The sequence below is a fragment of the Flavisolibacter ginsenosidimutans genome (genome assembly GCF_007970805.1).
Classification (GTDB): domain Bacteria; phylum Bacteroidota; class Bacteroidia; order Chitinophagales; family Chitinophagaceae; genus Flavisolibacter; species Flavisolibacter ginsenosidimutans.
The window spans coordinates 1712625-1729577 of sequence record NZ_CP042433.1; the positions used below are offsets into that span (position 1 = coordinate 1712625).

The 16953-nt window shown below is 46.1% G+C and carries 12 protein-coding genes; all 12 read right to left on the reverse strand.

Going from position 1 to position 16953, the window contains the following annotated elements:
* Nucleotides 1-226: 226 nt before the first annotated feature.
* Nucleotides 227-1564 carry a bile acid:sodium symporter family protein gene (locus FSB75_RS07075; protein WP_146784804.1) on the reverse strand — a complete coding sequence of 446 codons (1338 nt, stop codon included), beginning with the start codon at nucleotides 1562-1564 and terminating at the stop codon, nucleotides 227-229.
* A gap of 14 nt (nucleotides 1565-1578) precedes the next feature.
* Nucleotides 1579-2238 carry an aspartate/glutamate racemase family protein gene (locus FSB75_RS07080; RefSeq protein ID WP_146784806.1) on the reverse strand — a complete coding sequence of 220 codons (660 nt, stop codon included), beginning with the start codon at nucleotides 2236-2238 and terminating at the stop codon, nucleotides 1579-1581.
* Between the two features lie 219 nt (nucleotides 2239-2457).
* Nucleotides 2458-3801, reverse strand: a complete 1344-nt coding sequence (locus FSB75_RS07085) for a four-carbon acid sugar kinase family protein (RefSeq protein WP_146784808.1) — start codon at nucleotides 3799-3801, stop codon at nucleotides 2458-2460.
* Nucleotides 3801-5045 carry a ribulose-bisphosphate carboxylase large subunit family protein gene (locus tag FSB75_RS07090; protein WP_146784811.1) on the reverse strand — a complete coding sequence of 415 codons (1245 nt, stop codon included), beginning with the start codon at nucleotides 5043-5045 and terminating at the stop codon, nucleotides 3801-3803. The genes FSB75_RS07085 and FSB75_RS07090 overlap by 1 nt, the downstream gene beginning before the upstream one ends.
* Nucleotides 5046-5069: 24 nt before the next feature.
* Complete coding sequence (locus FSB75_RS07095) at nucleotides 5070-7490, reverse strand: alpha-L-rhamnosidase-related protein (RefSeq protein ID WP_227990818.1); 2421 nt, start codon at nucleotides 7488-7490, stop codon at nucleotides 5070-5072.
* A 2-nt stretch (nucleotides 7491-7492) separates the two neighbouring features.
* A complete protein-coding gene (locus FSB75_RS07100; protein WP_146784814.1) occupies nucleotides 7493-9070 on the reverse strand; it encodes a sodium:solute symporter in 1578 nt (525 codons plus the stop codon).
* Nucleotides 9067-10131: a Gfo/Idh/MocA family oxidoreductase gene (locus FSB75_RS07105; RefSeq protein ID WP_146784817.1), complete on the reverse strand. Its 1065-nt coding sequence runs from the start codon at nucleotides 10129-10131 to the stop codon at nucleotides 9067-9069. The genes FSB75_RS07100 and FSB75_RS07105 overlap by 4 nt, the downstream gene beginning before the upstream one ends.
* Before the next feature lie 16 nt (nucleotides 10132-10147).
* On the reverse strand, nucleotides 10148-12649 hold the full coding sequence (locus FSB75_RS07110) for an L-rhamnose mutarotase (protein WP_146784820.1): 2502 nt from the start codon (nucleotides 12647-12649) through the stop codon (nucleotides 10148-10150).
* 17 nt (nucleotides 12650-12666) lie between these two features.
* Nucleotides 12667-13554 carry a sugar phosphate isomerase/epimerase family protein gene (locus FSB75_RS07115; RefSeq protein ID WP_146784823.1) on the reverse strand — a complete coding sequence of 296 codons (888 nt, stop codon included), beginning with the start codon at nucleotides 13552-13554 and terminating at the stop codon, nucleotides 12667-12669.
* Between the two features lie 5 nt (nucleotides 13555-13559).
* Nucleotides 13560-14978, reverse strand: coding sequence for an alpha/beta hydrolase family protein (locus tag FSB75_RS07120; protein WP_146784826.1), 1419 nt, complete (start codon nucleotides 14976-14978; stop codon nucleotides 13560-13562).
* Nucleotides 14979-14999: 21 nt separating this feature from the next.
* Nucleotides 15000-16133, reverse strand: coding sequence for a sialidase family protein (locus FSB75_RS07125; protein WP_227990819.1), 1134 nt, complete (start codon nucleotides 16131-16133; stop codon nucleotides 15000-15002).
* A 30-nt stretch (nucleotides 16134-16163) separates the two neighbouring features.
* The gene (locus FSB75_RS07130; RefSeq protein WP_146784829.1) at nucleotides 16164-16874 is read right to left on the reverse strand and encodes a DUF3826 domain-containing protein; all 711 of its coding nucleotides are present in this window, start codon (nucleotides 16872-16874) and stop codon (nucleotides 16164-16166) included.
* Between the last annotated feature and the right edge of the window lie 79 nt (nucleotides 16875-16953).

Genomic DNA, 16953 nt, shown 5'->3' on the forward strand with positions numbered 1-16953 from the left:
CTTCATCGTTCTGAGCTTCTATCATCTTTTCTTGGTCTCCGCAGGACACCATCCTCTGTAGAAACCAATCATTGAGTTCTTTCATTCGACTCCTACGGAGCCGTGAGGTATTGTCTGCTCGTCGTCTTCTACCAGGGTGCAGCGCCTGCCGGCGCTGAATAGAATTACCGAACGTACAAGAGTGCGACGCAACAGAAGTCAAATGGATAGACGGACCTCTGGTCCATCATACAAACTTTTCTTCTTTCACAACTCTTAATTGTTCTTCAGCGGCCGCTACCTCTTTGACCTTCTCTTCCACCGGCCTTCTTCGCCAGTAATTGGCCAGCAGCGAACCCGAGACGTTCATCCACGGGCTAAACACCGCAGCGGGCAAACCCACAGTTCCCAACTTTCCCATGCTGCCCGCAAGTCCGGATGCCATACCGCCGTTTTGCAGGCCGACTTCGAAGGCAATTGTTCGCGCCGATGATTTGTCCAGTCCAAAAATTCTGCTTAACCAATAACCAAAAAAATAACCCGCAGTGTTGTGCATCACCGAACATAAAAAAAGAAGAAAACCAACACGCAACAAATTTTCTCGTCCGGCTGCAGTAGTAACCGCGGTGAAATAAACAATGCCAAACATGGAAACATAAGGCATGATTCCGTCAAGCTTTGCGTATCGTTTTGCAAGCATGTGATAAAGCACACCAACCACAAACGCCCCGAACAAAAAACTTATTATTTCCAACGATTGCAAAGCCTGCGGCGAAGCAATGGCCGTTTCAAGAATTCTCCACAACCCAAGCGGCAAAGCAAGCAACCAAAGCAAGCTTGCAATAAAAATGGCAGTCACAATTTTCCATCCTTTCGGCGAAGCGGTTTTAAGATAATCGTGCAGCAGCGCCGCGCCAATGGGTACAAGCACAATCTTGACAATCTCCATCATCATGTTCACAAACTTTACTTCGATGAGCGTGCCGGCAAGCAACTTCATTAAAAGTGGTGTCAGAAACGGTGCCGCTAGGGTTGAAAGCGCCGTGACTACCACAGATAAAACAAGATTCGCTCTCGCGATGTAGGCCATTACGTTTGACGCAAGCCCGCTGGAACATGAGCCAATTAAGATAATACCCGCAGCAATCTCCGGCTCGAAATGAAAAAGTCTTGTCAGCGCAAAACCCGTTAACGGCATAATGGAAAAATGGCAGAGCAAACCAACCGCAACGCCTTTACCGGTTGTAGCAATGCCCGAAAAATCTTTCAGGCTCATCTGAATGCCCATGCCAAACATCACCAGTTGAACAATCACAAGTATCAGCCATTTGTTGCGCAAGTCAACACTGCCCCAATGCGAAAAGGCCGCAGGATAAATCATGGCCGTTACCACCGCTGCAATAATCCACGCAGTATAACGATAGCTCTTCAAATTTTTTATGACGCCCATTCCGATGGCAAAGCCAACAATCAGGACCACCGCAGCCAGTTGCCAAATGTTTTGCTGATGAAAAAGCATTCCTGCTATCAGCGCAACAGCACCAACGGCACTCAATACCAAACAGATTTGCATCGCTCTTTTCATACAGCAAGTATTTTTTAGAAAACCGATGCGAGGTATTCAATGGCAATACCCGGACTGGCAAGAATAGGAACTTTTTTATCTGCTGCATCCAGCATGTCTATAACTCTTGCCATTGACGCCTGCGCCAGCACAATCACATCAACCTGCGACGACAATTCCTTTAACGCGGCCGCAACCATTTCATCGTGCTTCGCTGCATCACCGCCCATAAGCGCATCGAAAGCGCCTTCGCATAATTTAGAAATCACCGTTACAGCCTTACCGGCAACAGCGGCGCGGCGCTTAACCAAATCAGTCGTTGGATTCAACGTGGTTGGAAGCGTTGCAATCACGCCAATCTTGTCTCCTGTTTGCACGGCTTTGTCAGCCATCGGCTGATCCACTCGCAACACAGGTACTTTGCTCAAAGTCGCTGCCGTTTCCACAGCCGCACCAATTGACGAACAGGTGTAAAGAATAAAATCAGCGCCGGCAGCTTCGGCCGATGCTGCGTAATTCACAACTCGCCTCGCTGTATCAGGTTTTAATTCACCGCACTGAATCACGTTTTTAATCAAACTGTCGTCAACAATATTGAAGGTTTGTACATCCGGTATAAACCGCTTGCACAAATCCTGGAATACCGGCACCAGCGTGGCCGACGTGTGAATAAGTCCCAATGTTTTTTTCGACATGCTATTTGATTTTGTCTTTTGTTTTTGTAACCGACAACGGAATATTCATTGAGCTGTTGTTGCGTCGCACTCTTGTGCGTTCAGTAAGTCTATTCAGCAAGGCCTCAATCCCTCTCCACTCGGAGAGGGAAGCTTTCGCACGAAACCTCGCTTATCAATGACTCAGCCTCAATTGCAGTCTCTCCAATAAGCAAGGCTTGTGCGGCTGATGGCCTTTCCCTATTGGGGAAAGGTCGGGATAGGGGCCGCCGCTCTTAGAAAAAAGTCTTCGCTTCCAACTTGACCACCTTTGAAACAGATTTCAATTCCGTTTACAGCTTTATCACTTGCAATGGCTTTGCACAGCGGCGCACCGGGCGCCAACGGCGCAATCATCTCCACCGCGTCAATCCCCAACGCTCTTGCTGCATAACTGCTCGTATCGCCACCCGCAACAACAAGTCGTTTCAGTAATGTTTGTCCGATCAATCGCTTTGCAATTTCACCCAAAGCCCTTCCCAATGTTTCGGCAGTATTCTCTGAAGTATTTATTCTTTCAGCGCCGTTTGAATGAATAATCAAATCCACTTTGTTATTCAGAATAGCCAATGATTTTTGAAAGACTTCTTCCATTTCCTGCCAAGCATCTTCACCAACCAATTTGCTTACGTCAATCACAACTTCTTTAAAGCCATTTTGCAAAGCATGGTGGATTTGCTTTGTCGTAACCGGTGAACAACTTCCGCAAACAACAAGCAACAGTTCTGCCTTTGAAAGCTTTTGCCATACCGGTTCTTGCAGACCAAGTTGTTGCTGAAAATGAGCAGCAAAAGCAATTTCAACACCGGACGAACCAACGAGAAACAAAGGCTGACTGTGCGCAGCTTCATCACTCAACACAGCCGCAATCATTTCCAAATGCTGATTCTCCAACGCATCAAAAAAAATAATCGCAGCACCTGCCGATACATTCCTATCAATAGACTTTTTTATTTCGTCTTCGCTTTTAATAACGTCAACGATGGTAACAAGACCAATCTGCTTTTTCGTTTGTTTCCCCAGGTGCAAACGCAAATCGCTTTCGTCGGCAGGTGTTGTCGGATGATGCTTCATCGAGGGATGACGGTCCAATCGAAACACTTCGCCGTTACTACCAATGCCCATGCGGGCAAAAAGATTTCCAAAAAACAAATAACGCCCCAACACCGGTGCAGATTGAATAATTGGCGTAAAGCGATTGCCAAAAATTTTTACACCCACATCAATTGCCTTACCGATGCTTCCAATAAGAGGCGATGAATCAAACGTTGAACAAACCTTGTAATGAACATACCGAACGCCTGTTTCCTTTATTTGCCGCAAAGCAGGTTCCAATGCAGATTGCATCGCTTCCGGTGTCATGGCACGTGTCGCACCGGCCACGCCAAAAGCTTGCAAACCTTCGTGCAATTTCAATTGTTCACTTGTGGGTGGTTCCAAAAACAAAACACTTTTCAACCCTTCACGGCAAAGCCATTCAAGGGCATCGGTTGAGCCCGTGAAATCATCGCCATAAAAGGCAAAAAGCGGTTTGTTGTCAGCCATTATTTGCCTCCGAATTTTTCAACAGATTTTGCAAACTCCGGATAAATGTTCACGGCTTCTTCCAACTGCAAACCATCAACGGCGCCCTTCCATGCTTGTTGCAAAGCAGCAACGCCTGCCGCCGCACCCATTGGGTGCGCCATGATGCCGCCACCGGCCATGTACAAAAGATCAACAGTCTTTGTTCGTCGCCATGTTTCAAAGGCTTGTCCGCCCCACTGGCCTGAAGACACCACTGGCAAAACAGCGTAACCAGCCGCCATCGGTTTCAAACAAGCTTCAATGGAACGCACCACCGAATCATCGCTTTCCCAAAATTTATTTTGAATACCGTTCACGTGAATTTGGTCAACACCCGTAAGCCGCCATAACTTTTGATAAGCGGGAAAATCAATGCCAAGCAAAGGATGCCTTGTCATCATGCCCCAGCCGTTGCGATGACCGTGAATAGCGAGTGCGCCGATGTCGCAAATCTTTTTTGTTGCGGAGACGCCAACGCTGTTCAAACTTATCATGGCACAAGTGCCGCCGGCCTTTATAATCGTTTCGTAGCGGCTCAACATCTCGTCCACTTCGCCGCTGATATTGAAGGCATACATTACTTTCTTTCCCGTTTTATCGGCCAAACGATTCACAACATTCATTACGGCCTCAACCCTTTTTTCAAAAGGCGAGTTGGCAGAAGAAGAAAGCAATTCATCGTCTTTTACAAAATCAATTCCGGCTTCGCCAAGCGTTTGCACCATCTCGGCTGTTTGTTCCGGTGTCAAGCCAATGCTTGGCTTGATGATGGTGCCAATCAATGGGCGGGATTGAACGTTAGTGAGTTTTCGACATCCTTCAATGCCGAATCTTGGTCCGCGAAAATGAGCCACATAAGCATCAGGAAAATCGATATCCATCAATTTCAACCCGGTGAATTGCCGCAACTCGTACAAGTTTCCTTGCAAGGTTGAAATCAGCACCGGTAGGTTGTAGCCAAAGTTTTCAGCCGACCACGAAACTTTTACGACGGCTTGATGATAAACACCGAGAGAAAGCTTTTCGCTTGGAATAGATGCTTGATTAACCGTTGTTATTTTTTCTATTGATTCAACTCTTGCAGCGAACCGTTCTTTTAATTCAGCGGTTTCGCCGGGCACGGCCACGAAGGTTCCCGATGATTGTTCGCCGGCTAAAACTTCCGCAGCTTTTTCCGGTTCAAAAGGTGTCTCGATAAAATATGTCGCGGTGATTCTTTCCATGTAATTCACTTGCTTAATCCAATTTTATTTTGCCTTGTAACGAACGGTATAAGCTTTATCCGGTTCAATCATCAACGTGTAATTGTTACCACCCTTTGCTTCTATCACACCTTCTTTACAAATCGGCTTTGTTTTGCTTTGAAAAGATAGCAGGCCCTTTCCCGCAGCACCTTTTACTTTCATCTGCGTCGTACTGCAATAGACCTGAATGTTTCCGGCTGGTGTTGGCACTTCGCCCTGCATCCATTGCAGACCGCCCAACTTTGGTTCAATTGTATAGGTTGCATAACCGGCAGCCGTTGGCTTCACACCCAGGTAATATTTTCCCAACAAATAAATAGGGCTTGCACCCCAGGCATGGCAAAGGCTTTTTCCAAACTCACGGCCGTACATCGCATAGTGCTCCGCTCCTTTTTTTGTTGGATTGTATTCTTCCCAAAACGATGTAGCGCCTAAATTCAACATACCGCCCCAATAATCCTTCATTTGCTTCAAAACATAATCCTGCTCTCCCATGGCGCAAAGCGCTTCCAGTTCATAAAAGTGCATGTAGGGTGTAGTAATTTTTTGAATGCTGTCGTTGAGCAACACGTGTTGTTTCACTTCCTGCTTTTGTGCATCATTGAAATAGTTGAAAAAGATGCCGAACATGTTTGCATAGCGTGTTACGTTACCTGTTTGTTTGCCATCAACGCGACTGTGGACCAAAGCATGTTTGGAAGAATTCCAATAAAGAGAAAAGAGTTTTTTCTTCAGATCGTCTGAAAGTTTAGTGTAGGTTGTTTTTCCTCTATCGTCATTTACAATGTCAGCACAAAGAGCCATTGTCTCCAAGCTTCTTGCGAACAGCATTTGTTCAAAACTTACTTCTCCTTTTTTGCTCAAGCCGTTGGCCCAATCAATAAAGATCCAATCGCCGGGTAGGCCTTGTAACAGACCGTCTTTGTTTCGTCGGCCAAGCACATACTCCATCATGCTTTGCATGCGGGGATAAAAATTTTTAATAAAGCTCTTATCGCCGGTGTACAGATAATAATCGTAGATGCCGAGGAACCAGTAAAAGGTATAATCCATGATGGTGTTGATGTGGCCTGTCACCGGATCTTTGCCACGCAGTGCAGCCATCGTTCGTTCAACGGTTGGCGAATCGAAGAACAGGTAATAGTTCATCAAATAGCTTTGGTAGGCATCGCCGCTCCATACCCAGCGGTCACGCTTGATGCCGTCAATAAAAAATTCTCTCGTAGCTAAATGAAGCGTGTATTTGGCGACATCATAAATGCGGTTGATTTCTTCATCTGAACATTTAAAACTTCCGCGGTCTTTTACATCGGCGTATTCATATAACATGGAAACAGAATCGAGGTTAAGCGTTGGCTCCATCACCACGTTCACATAACGAAAGGCTTTCGACAACGGCATAGTGGAATCTTGCTTTGACACGTTCGAAAACTGAAGCCGGTCAAGGGTTACAGCGCCATCCTTTGAAAGCGCTTCTTCTTTTGATTCGCCGTAATACAAGGTCATTGCGCCGCTGCCTTTTACGCCGTGAAGTTTGACAAAGCCAAAAGTTTCCTTGCCGAAATCAATCAAGCGTGATGTACTGTTTGCGGTTGTGCTAACAGCAGATTGCGATACAACAGGGAGTTTAAACTGTGAAGGCAGATTTGTGGGGGAATTAAAATTCCAACTGCCTGCGTTGAGCCATTTGGTTGCCGAAACGTCAGAGGTTTTTCCCGTTTCATCAATCCATTCTTTATCCTCAAATGTGAGTAACCACGATGAATCAGAGACGACAGTTTTGCCTTTTACATAAATGGTGGGAACGGATGCCTGGTTAAAAACTTTTACGTTGATGCGGTGTTGTCCAGCCGGAACGTTTATGGTTGTTGGCGTTCCTTCGAAAAGTTTTCCGTCGAGTTTGACGTTGTATTTGCCTTCGGCGTAAATGGCAACGTCTTCGGGTTGTGAAAGGTTGCAGTCTTTGTGGAAGTCCATCAGCGGATAATGACTGTCAACTTTCCAAAAAACAGGAAAGAAAGAACCGCGGTCGGTGCGGCGGTTTTGCATGTTGTTGCTTAACCAGATTTCGTAGTCGCCGGGATACCAGATCCAGGTGGCTTGTTGCGCAAAAGCAGAGAAAGTGAAGAAGAGGCCCATCCCCAACAACCATTGCTTTTTGTGGTAGATGGTGCTAAAGCCCCTTCCCGTTGGGAAGTGGATGAAGAGGTTCAAAATGATAAGGATAAAATGCAATGCTTTCTTGATGATTGAAACAAGAAAAGAAGCGCTAAAAAGCAAGGGTTGTGCGTTGGTGGCTTTCCCACCGGGAAGGTCGGGATGGGCCGCCGAATAGCGAACAAAGCGCACAAGAGTGCGACGCAACAAAAGCTTCATAGTAGCAATGCAGCTTGGTTCATAAAAAATATCTTTCTCTTTTCTCATGCTTAATGTCCGTTAAAAATGATGTACAAGGATAGAATGACGACGCCGAGCAAGGCAAACAACCACTGCACTTTTTTGCTGGTGCGTGGGATTTCTGCAGTTTCGATGTTGCTTGTTTGCGGGTTGCGATCGGTAAGTGAAATGATGATGGCTGCGACTAACAAGATCGCAAAAATGTAAAACGACAACAACAAAAAGTGCGGCCACATCGGGTATTTGTCTGCGGGCAAAACCCAGAGATATAAAACGCCTACGAACAAACTAAAGGCAGAACCAAAACTTAAAATTGCGTTGACGGCTTTTGCGGTGGTACGCTTCCAAAACACGCTCAACAAAAACACCACCGAAAGCGACGGTGCAATAAACCCGAGCACTGCCTGAAAGATATTAAAGAGGTTTTGCCCGCGAATTTTATCAATGGCAACGGCCATGAGCACGGCAAATACACAGCCTACGACAACGGTAATGCGGCCAACTTTAATTTGCTCCTTCGTGTTAGCGGAAGGGTTGATGTTCTTTACGTAAACGTCGGTAGTGAACACCGCGCTTAATGCGTTGAGCGAAGAACCGATGGTACCAACCAAGACGGCGATCAACACGCAAATCACAAGTCCGTTCATGCCGGATGGAAAAAGGTTGGTGACCATCGTCATGTAGGCGAGATCGGATTTTTCGAGGTGTGGAAAGAGTGCAAAACACAAAATGCCCGGCATGATGAAAAGCGGCAGGGCCAAGACTTTCAGCCATCCGATGAAGTTCACGCCGAGTTGTCCCTGTTCTAAATTTTTTGCACCCAGCACGCTTTGCACCATCGCCTGATCGGTGCAGAAAAAAGCAACAGCCGCAACCGGATAACCCAACAACATGGCTTGCCAGGGATAAGATTTATCGTTTGATGGCTTGATTAAATTCCAATAATGTGAAGGCACTTTGTGATAAAGCGCAGACAAACCACCGATGCGTTGCAAACCGAGATAGGTTAGCGTGAGCGAAACAACGATCAGCAAAATCATTTGGAAGACGTTCACTTTGGCGATGGCTTTTAAACCGCCGGCAAACGTGAAAATGCCCGAGAAGGCAACCAACACAATCACCGATTGCCACATGGGAATGCCGAGAATTTGTCGCACCAAAACACCGCCGCTGAACAAGCCAAGCGACAACCAACTCACGAGTATTTTGATGAGTGCATACCAGGCGAGAATGTTTCGTGTGCTGTCGCCGTAACGCTTGCCCATGTATTCGGGCATGGTGGCTACTTTGCTGGCGATGTAACGCGGCGCAAACACCATTGCTAGCAACATGAGAAAAACAAAAGCGTACCATTCAAAATTACCCGCAACAATGCCTGTTGCATAACCAATACTGGCAAAAGCAAGCAGCGATGAAGGGCCAACGTTTGTGCCCCACATGTTGAAACCGATGTTGTACCAGTTGAGCGAATGACTGGCAAGAAAAAGCGTTTCGTTCTTTTTCTTTTGACGAAAGCTGGCGATATAACCAATCACCAACAGCACGATAAGGTAAATGGCAACGACGGCAAAATCGGCCTTGGTGAGCTTGTCATAAATAGGGTTCATAAACCGTAGCTGTTTAAGATGTCCTGAACCTTTATTGGTTTGCCTGTTTCCAACGAACTGTCCATTGCCTGCAACAAAGCAATCGTTCCAATGCCTTCCTGCATGTCGGGATAAGCAGTAAAGCTTTGCTCGATGCTATCGGCGAAATAGTCCAAATAATTTTGGTACTCGCCAGCATGATGGCTTTGTCCTTCAAAACGGAAATAATGTTTCATCACTTCATCGCCCCAACGAATAATTTTTTCCTCTCCTGTTTTATCGGTGATGGAATAACGCAGTTCGTGGTAATCGGCTTGCGAAGCGCCTTCGGTGCAACGAAGAAGGGTGCTCATACCGCTGTCGCGGTCTGCGGGTTGTGTCGGTCCTGTGTAAGCGCCGCTGACTCTTGCAATGCGTCCGTCTGCCGCTTTAAAGATGAAGTGCATCGTGTCGTGATTTCTCAGACCTGCTTTGATGCCGTTGCTGCTAATCATGCCGTAGCCCATGACTTCTTCGATGTCGGGCAAGTACCAACGAATAAAATCCGTGGGATGACTTAAGCCGCCGTACAACCATTTGAATGATTGTAGTAATGACCAGCCTTTTTTTAAGAACCAACGATGATCAGCGTGGTAGTAAGCTTCGATGGTGATGAGTTCACCAATCAAGCCAACTTCGTAATCTTTTCGCTGCCGTTTAGCGGGTTCAAAGAAGCGTGAACTTTGTCCGACGAAAACTTTCTTGCCGCTTTTGGCTTGTAAATCCAAGAGTTCTTTTGCCCTTGATAAATCATCAATGAAAGGCTTGGTGCAGATAACGTGTTTTCCGTGTGATAAAGCTTGTTGGATGTGTTGTGCGTGCAAATGGTCTGGCGTGTAAATGGCAACAACGTCGATGTCTTTGTCATCCAACATTTGCTGATAGGACGTTGTGTAATTTGAGAAGTCGAATTCCTTTGCCCGTTGCCTGCACAATTCTTCGTTCACATCGCAGATCGTTTTCAATTCGTACTTCTCGCTGCTTAATGCAGCAGAGATTGTGCTTCGCCCTTCACCCAATCCTAAAATTCCAAGCCTCAACATTCTTAATTTTTAATTATCAATTATTAATTCTTTGTAAAAAAACCCACGTCTCTCCTTTCTTCGTGCCTTGAATGCCTTCTTGATATTTCGCCATGCGGCGATTCCATTCCTCCACTCTTGGATTGTTCTCGGTTGTTTTTGGATTCAGCTTATCCAGGCTCTCCCCTTTCGGAATGTTGATGACCAACATTAACTGTCGGCCGTTTTTATACACCAATAGCTGCTGAAAGTTTGCCTTGCAAAAACCATTGGACACTTCGGGCCATTTTTGAAACTGCGTAGCGTGATAATCGAGATATTCTTTTTGCAACTTGGCATTGTTCACCAAATTTGCTGTGAGCAAAATGTTGTCCCATTCTCTTGCCGTTGTTGTATCGCCGCAATGAGTTCGGTTGAATTCGTAAAACGCATCCTCGTAAAGCTTCACTTTTAAATCGGGAAAACTTTTTTCAAGTTTTCGTTTGAGTTGTGAAGCATCACCCACTTTATCATAAAGCACCAAGTGATTTTGCCAGCTATAAAATTGAGTTGAATAAACATCCGCCTCCGCGAAAGCTTGTTTCACTCTACCTACATCCACTGTTTGGCCTGATGGCGCAATTAACTCGAATACTACTGGCAACTCATGGGTAATTTCCTGCCTAGTATTGAAAACAATTTTATTCCTTAACAAAGAACGATAAGCCGGTTGCAACCCTGAAATGTTCTTTACACTGTCGTTCACCATTGGTCCATTGTTCTCCCAAACATTGCCCGGGCCATTTGCGTTTTGCAAAAACTTTTTTGACGGCGTCCAATTGTTTTTTACCGTGATGTACGACGACCCTTCGTCGCTGTAGAGATAAAACCAATGATGTGGCAAATGTGCGTACGGCGCTTTGTAAATGCTGTCGGCATAATTGTCGGTAATGAATGTATTTGGCTGTGCGCTCAAGGTATAAATCGCTGCTACGTCGTACATGTGCTGTGCGTAGCGAACGATTCTGTTGGCAGCAACACGATTGTTTTGCATCACATTCTTGTCTTTAGTCCAACCCCAACCGAGTGAAATACCCGTGTAAGGAAGTTCAGACAAATCATTGTGCGAAATGGTTGTAGATCGAACATAACCTGCACCAATCCCCACACAGCCCCAATCTTCAGTCCCAACGTTGTTGACTAAATTGTTTTCGATGGAAATGTTTTCAGTCACCTCTCTTTCATCAGCGGAGTTATATGCCAAATGCGTTTCCGTTGCTTCGTCCGAAAACACACCGGCGAGGATGGCGTTACCTCCCACGTCTTGAAAAGAATTGCCGATGATGGAACTATTCTTTATGCCTTTGCCAAAATCCAAACCTGTTGATGCAAGATGCGTGAACGTGCAGTTTTCAAAAGCAATACCGTTTGCAAAAGATACTTCCACCGATGCCGATGGTCGCCCAAGCCAAGCCTGGTTTTCCAAGGTCTTTTTCTCCGGCGTGCCGGGCACTTTTAGTTTGTACGCATCAAGCATGAACAAGCCCGCTTGCAACGGCACGTGGCCTTGTTGCGATGGCCGCATCCACGTTGTGTGCTGAAAAGAAATTCCTTTAACGCTAAAATTAGATACGGGCCTTTCTGCGGTTCCTTCCACTTTTACCAATGTCTCCAAAACCGGTGCAACAACCGTTGTCGTAGTCATGTTCTCACCGCTTCGCGGCCAGTAATAAAGCTTGCGTGTTTTTTTATCGAGATACCATTCGCCAGGACTGTCCAAAAACTGAAGCGCATTAACCAAATTGAAAGCAGAATTGCCCGTCTCCGATGAAATCCAAGGCGAAGGCCAGGGATGTTCGGATTGAATGTGACTTTCGGGCTGATAAAAATGCAACAGGGCGCTATCTCCTTTTACCTCCATTGACTTGATGCGAAGAATGGCAATGGCCCACCATTGATGAATGAACATCTCCATGCCTTCTACTTTCGAAACATCAACAGCCGGTTTCGGTATCCAACAGCTTTCTGTTTTTTTATTCCAGGAAAGAATGCGGCTCATTGTATCGCCGTTGTACGCTTTCGCACGAACGGCTTTTTGGTTGTTGATGTAAAGCTGACGGAAGTCGAGCAAATCACCGCCAAGGGTTGGCGCATCTGTAACCCAAATTTTGCCTTGCGCCTTTTTTGACAAACCAACAACCGGCGTAGTAAGTTTCTTCCATCCTTTCACATCAATGCCGCCGCTAAAAATCGGCTGTGCACCCGGCGCAGCTTCAATGGTTGTTGGACTGCTTGCTGTTCCGGCATCTTCGGGACGAACAAACAAAGGTTCAGTAAAGCGATACACACCGTCACCAACAACAATGTGAATGCCGTTGACAATCGCAGCATCGTTCAAACGCCGCATTTCGCGGGCCTTTCGCAAAGCCATTGTCACGGAAGCAAGCGGCTTTTCCTTCGTGCCATCAGCGGTATCGGTGCCGTTCACAGCAACATAAATTTGCGCAGAAGCAGCGCAAGACAGGAGAAGAAAAAACAGAACAACAATTGTTTGTCGCATGATTGATGAAGACCTTGTTAATTCGCTGGAATGTTTTGAAAAATGGATTTGACGTAAGCCGTATTGGCGCCAAAATTTTTCTTGACGTTCCTTGGTTCTTTTGCGTCGCGTGAACGTTCAATCACCAGCCAACCGCTCCAGCCCATTTTATCAAGCGTTCTCTTTACTTCAAGCATGTTGATTTTCGGATCGTTTTGCAACCATACACCGTCATCATCGGTACAATGAATTTGCACGATGTATTTCTTGCCAAGCGTTTCGAGTTCCTTGTTCAGATCGCGGCCGTTTTTGATGGCATTGGAAAAATTAAAATAGCTTTTAATAGCCGGAGAGTTCACATCTTTCAGCAAGGCTAATTCGCCTTTTGCATCCAACGCAGTTTCGATACCGATGACAACCTTTGCTTTTTCCGCCATCTTGCCGGCAATTTTTAAACGGCTTACAACCGAGTCCCGCAACTCTGGTTTCTTTACCAAATCACATTGCACGCCGAGCGGAAGAAAAGCAACTTTCACGTTCATCAATTTCATCGTTTCAATACAGTCCTGGATGGATTGAATAAATTGTTCGCGCTGACAAAACGATTGCGCATAATAACCGGTCATACCAAGCGATGGAATCTGCAGGCTTAATTCTTTTGCTTTGTTCAGAAACTGTTGCCGCACAGAATCAATCAACAGGCTGTTCTCAAAAGTTGGACGATTTCCCAAGCCACCCATGTCAATCTCCACACCGTCGGCGCCAATGTCTTTTGTCAATTGCAGCGCTCCAAGCTTTTGTCGTTTCAACAACATCAAATCAATCAGGGCAACTTTGTAACGCTGTTTGGATAAATTGTCTTGCGCAAAAACATGCAGGCAATTGCAAGCAAGAACGAGAAGAAAAATTTTACGTAGTGAAGTCATCGTGATTATTGAACTGCGTCGTTAAAAATTTTTGTTACGTTATCGAAACCTTTTACAGCATTCGAAGGAAGGTTCTCGCCTTTGTCGCCAAACACTTTCAGTACATTGTCTTTTTCAATCGTTACACCTGCTTCATCAAACTCACCCTTCGCATTTTTTACTGAAGTTGTGTTCAAGCCAAATTGCCTTGCGATGAACGCATACATGGCCCTGCGTTTGTTGATGCCGTAGTCGTGTTTGTCGGTAGGGATGTGTGCGTTTTGCACGGACTCCGTTTTACCGTAGAAGCCATAGATTCTTTGCAGGAACGGAAACTCGTTTTCCGGAACGTGCTGCGTCCAATCGCCGCCGTCGGAAACGACGAGCATGGGCCGCGGAGCCGCTATGGCAGCAATTTCCGCATTGTTTGTTCCGCCGCCGCACAAGTGCACGCCCATGCCGCTTTCGCAGGGACAACCGCCACTGTGATAAGATGAAAGCATGGCCACAGGAACGCTCAACGTGATGCGCTTATCCAACGCAGTCATGAGCATGGTTTGACTGCCACCGCCTGAAGCACCTGTGATCGCCACACGGCTCGTATCAACATTTTTTAACGATAATAAATAGTCGAGTATGCGTTCGGTGTTGAGTACTTGTATGCTTTGCACCAAGCTTCTGCGGTGGTCAGCCGGACTGATTTGCAAAATGCTTTCACCTTCCCAGCCAAACAAGTCGTAACTAAACGCCATGGTGCCCATTTTCGCTTGCATGGCGCAACGGTACTGGCAATCTTCGCGGTAACGGCCGCGGGCAAAATGTCCATCGGGATTCAATATCACCGGCAACTTGCCTTTTGCTTTCAACGGACGATAAAGGGAACCGCATACGTAAAGCCCCGGTAGTGTTTCAATGGCAATGTTTTGCACGGTGTAATCGGCAAACTTTCGTAGCGGTGTGATGATTGGTTTTGAAGAAGGACGTGCCGGCATTTTGCTCAAACGAAGTGCAGACCAGAAACAGGTTCGTAAAGAATCTTTTCGCTTTTGCCAGCTTTGTTCATCGCTATATAAGGATGAGAGATAAGCCAATTGCTCTTTGCCTTCTTCTACCGTTTTTAAATGATATTGGTATGCTTGGAGTTTGTACCGCTTGTCGCCTTCTTTTGCGAAGGTCAGGTCTTGCGAGGACAAAATATTGTTCAGGGTTTCTTCCAACAACGGCCGAAAACGCCAATCGGCATACGTCACCCACTTGTCTTTAACCAATTCTTCAGGGTAACGAATGGCCACACCGAAGCGGTTTTGAATTTCTGCAATGACTTCTTTCAACGGTTTGCGAAACTGGTCGTCGGAGGTTTGCGCAAATACACATAACGAAAGAAGCAAAGCAAACAACAAGCCGCAAAATTTGTATCCAGAGAATGCTGTTTTTCGTTTCTTCATGTTCCGTTTTCTTTAAAAACGTTAATCACTTGTTACTTCGCCGGTTTTTGGTGCTTCGTATCCTTTTAGCGCGGGCCACTTGCCGTCAACAATCTTGATTCCTTGCAGCTTCGAAGGATCAATCTTTACGTACTTGATTTTTTTTCTGCGCCAGGTATAAACGACGTGCACCATTCCATCCTTGCCTTGAATGATTGACGGATAAGAATATTGACTGATGGGTGAATCTTCCAATATCGCAGCCGCATACCATGTTTTGCCATCAAACGAATACGCGAGGTTCAACGGCGTTCTTGCGCCTTTGCCGTTTTTCGCCGAATCGGGCGGCAGTACATGATTATAGACTAACAGTTGCCGTCCGTCTTTCAACGTCACGGCATCGGTTCCCGAATTATTGTTGGGCAATGTTGTTGGCGTTAACGGCGACCATGTTTTGCCGTTATCACCCGACCAACTTTCTATGATCGCTCTATTCTTGCTTCTTGCCAAAATTTGCAGTTTGCCATTTTTATAAGTGAGAATAGAAGGCTGAATCGCAGCCGATGTTTTGCCATCGTTAATCGGACCAATCATCATCCAGGTTTTGCCCGAATCTTTCGACGCTTCGAAATGAATCTTCCAACCGTCGCCTTCGGTGCTGGTTGGCGAGAGCAACAAACCGCTTGACAACATCACCGGTTTGTTTTTGATAGGCCCCAAAAACCATTCGGGCAATGCTTTCGCTGTTGACCATGTTTTGCCGTTGTCTTTCGATGTTTTCATCCAGCCTTTCCAGGTTGCGGGACTTGGGCCAATTTTGTAAAACAACAACAACTCTCCTTTCGGCACCTGGTACAAAACAGGGTTCCAGGTTGGATAACGAAGCTTGGCGTTCACGACGCCATCGGCTACAGATACGGGCTTTGTCCATTTACCGCTCACGTTGCGACTCACCCGAATTTCCACATCAGGATTGCGTTCTTTCGTTCCGCCAAACCATGCGGCCACAAGCCCTGCCGGTGTTTCCGCAATTGTTGCCGCATGGCTTTCAGGAAAAGACGCCGTATCAAAAATTGCTTCGTCAACCAATACTCCTTTCTGCCATTTGCTCAACTGTGCTTGTGCGCCAAAAGCGATTGTCATTAACGCCAGAAAAATAAGATTTGCTTTCATCATTCAACATTCATAATTCATAACTCATGATTCTCAATTCTTCTTCGCCGCTTCCTTCTCTTTCTTCACTTTATCAACGTAGGCTTTGAACAGTGCGTGCCAGTCGCGACCGTTACTGTTTAAGTACTGCTCGCACTTGGTTTTGTAGATTTCGAAAATGGCCGAAATTTCTTTCATGTTTTTGTAATCAATTGCCTGCTCTCTGGCCTGTTTCAAAAACCCAAGAATCTTCGCCTCTTCTTCCGGCTTTAAATCAGGAACAATGGCATGATAACCTTTCAAGGTGAAGTCGACTTTTCCAATCGTGTATTTATCAAGCACTGCTTCTACTTGTTCAGGCGTCAACTCCGCTTTCAGCACATTCATCAGATCGTCGTGCACCGGTTTTGGAATCGTTGACGACACAATAATCTGCCGGTCCATCTCAGACAATTTATTGCCCGTTGCGGGATTTATGCCAGCCGGAACCAAAGTTGCCGGATGGTCGTTGTGCCAATCGCGAACGAGCTTTAAATGCGTTGCTATGGCCGTTCTCACCTTGGCCGCCTTTGCGGCATCGTTCAGTGAAAGTGCTGCCGTCCACTCGTCCGCTTTTTTATCAATTTCTATGTCCGATTTCGCTTTCGCATCTTCGGTTGTTTGTTTTACTTGCGTTGGCTTTGCATCCGCCTGCGCAAAAACCGAAACGCTTGCAAGGCCCGTTACAAAAAAGAGCAGTAAAATTTTTGTTGAATATTTCTTCATTGCTTGAATTTTATTTTTTGTTACCGGCAACGGAACGCCCGTTAAGCTTCCCTTGCGTCGCACTCTTGTACGCTCGGTA